This window comes from Finegoldia magna, from assembly GCF_018371055.1.
GTDB lineage: Bacteria > Bacillota > Clostridia > Tissierellales > Peptoniphilaceae > Finegoldia > Finegoldia magna_I.
Genome location: NZ_JAGYZD010000305.1, coordinates 1 through 1,747, shown reverse-complemented (window position 1 = coordinate 1,747; position 1,747 = coordinate 1). Strand labels below are relative to the sequence as shown.

At 31.5% G+C, this 1,747-nt stretch carries 3 protein-coding genes; all 3 read left to right on the top strand.

All coding sequences use genetic code 11. From position 1 onward, the window contains the following. Nucleotides 1-63: IS3 family transposase (locus KHW44_RS10170; protein WP_369680533.1), on the top strand; the 63-nt coding region annotated here is incomplete at its 5' end. A 262-nt stretch (nt 64-325) separates the two neighbouring features. Continuing rightward, nucleotides 326-973: an SIMPL domain-containing protein gene (locus tag KHW44_RS09370; RefSeq protein WP_304068821.1), complete on the top strand. Its 648-nt coding sequence runs from the start codon at nt 326-328 to the stop codon at nt 971-973. Between the two features lie 2 nt (nt 974-975). Beyond that, the gene (locus tag KHW44_RS09365; protein WP_304068820.1) at nt 976-1,620 is read left to right on the top strand and encodes an alpha/beta hydrolase; all 645 of its coding nucleotides are present in this window, start codon (nt 976-978) and stop codon (nt 1,618-1,620) included. The last annotated feature ends 127 nt before the right edge of the window (nt 1,621-1,747 follow it).

The window sequence follows — 1,747 nt, the reverse complement described above, 5'->3', positions numbered from 1 at the left end:
ACAATAGAAGAATATATAAAATATTACAATGAAGATAGAATAAAAAAAAACTTGGATATTTAAGTCCATTTGAATATAGGAAATTGAATGCAGCTTAGTTGTGATTTCCCCTAGGGAAAATTTGAGGACAAAAAACCAGAGACAAATATTTCTAAATGTCTCTGGTATAAAATCCAACTTTTTTTGGGTCACCTTAAATTCGAGGGGTATTAAAGAATTAGAGGAGAAGAAATAATTTTTTAAGTAATTAATATATAGATTACACTTTATAAGTGTTTACATCGACGAGGTTGTAGGATAAATTTATCAGCAAAAGGAGATTATTATGGAAAGAACTATTCGCGTAAAGGGCAAGGGCAAGATTTCGGTGAAGCCCGATACTATCAAGATTACGATAAAGGCTGAGGGATTGCGTTGGAATTACGACGAAACTGTTGAGCAATCGACAAAGGACACGAGGATTTTGCGAGATGCTTTGGAAAAAGCAGGGCTTGATCCTAAAAATTTGAAAACTACACATTTTTCGATTGATTCAAAATATAAGAGTTATCACGATAAAAATAACGACTACAAGGAAAAGTTCGTAGGTTACGAATACAATCATCGTGCATATATTGAGTTTGACAATGACAACAAGATATTGGGCAGGGTTTTGTATGAGTTGGCGCATTGCGATGTAAAGGTGAAGTTTGAAATTAATCACACGGTGAAGGACAAGGAAAAGGTCAAGAATGATTTGTTAGAAAAAGCAGTGGAAGATTCCACGACGAAGGCAAAGGTATTGGCGAAGGCTTCAGGGGTGAAATTGAAGGAAATACTAAGCATTGATTATTCATGGGGAGAAATCGAGATATATTCAGAAACGATGAATGATTTGATGCTTTGTGAGGCGGCATCGAGGTATGATATAGACATTGAGGCTGACGACATTGATGTGCGAGACACTGTTACGATTACGTGGATAATAGAATAAATATGAATCATACAAAAGAAATAACGAAAAAAATATATATGTTATCTGGTTTAGGATGTGATAAATCAAACGTAAATGAGCTTGAAATTGAATTAAATAAATTCAGTTATACTATTGAATATATCAATTTACCTGGACAATTTTCTAATATAGATGTGAAGGTAGAAAACGAAGAAGATTTTGAAAAATGGATAGAAAATCAGATACCAAAAAATTCTATAGTTATTGGATATTCACTAGGTGCAGATTTATTGGTTAGAAATATTGAAAGGATAAAACCAGATAAACTAATTATTTTAGATGGTGCAATAATTACGAATGATTACACGAAAACAACAGTTGAAAAAGAAGTTGAATTTAGTAGAAGGTATATAAAAGAAAATAGTCTTGAGATGAATGCTGACACAATTTCTAATTTACTTTATATAAAGTTCAAAGAAGATAAGGATATTTTTGATATGGATATAAAAGTAAAAACGCTGTTATTATTAGCCGATACACCAGATGATTTATATGAATATAAGAAAAACAAGGTAGAGAAAAATAATAATCAAGAAAATATAAAACCATTATTTATTCCAAATACATCGCACGATTTTCACACTGAAAAGCCAGTTGAAATAGCGAATGTATTGATGAATTTTTAAATGAATAAATCAAAAAAACCAGAGAATCATGACCTGAACCCCAAAATCCGGAATACGGATGGAGGGGTTTTTGTATGCCAAAATACACAAAAGAATTTAAAATTAAACTAGTGAAGGAATACTTATC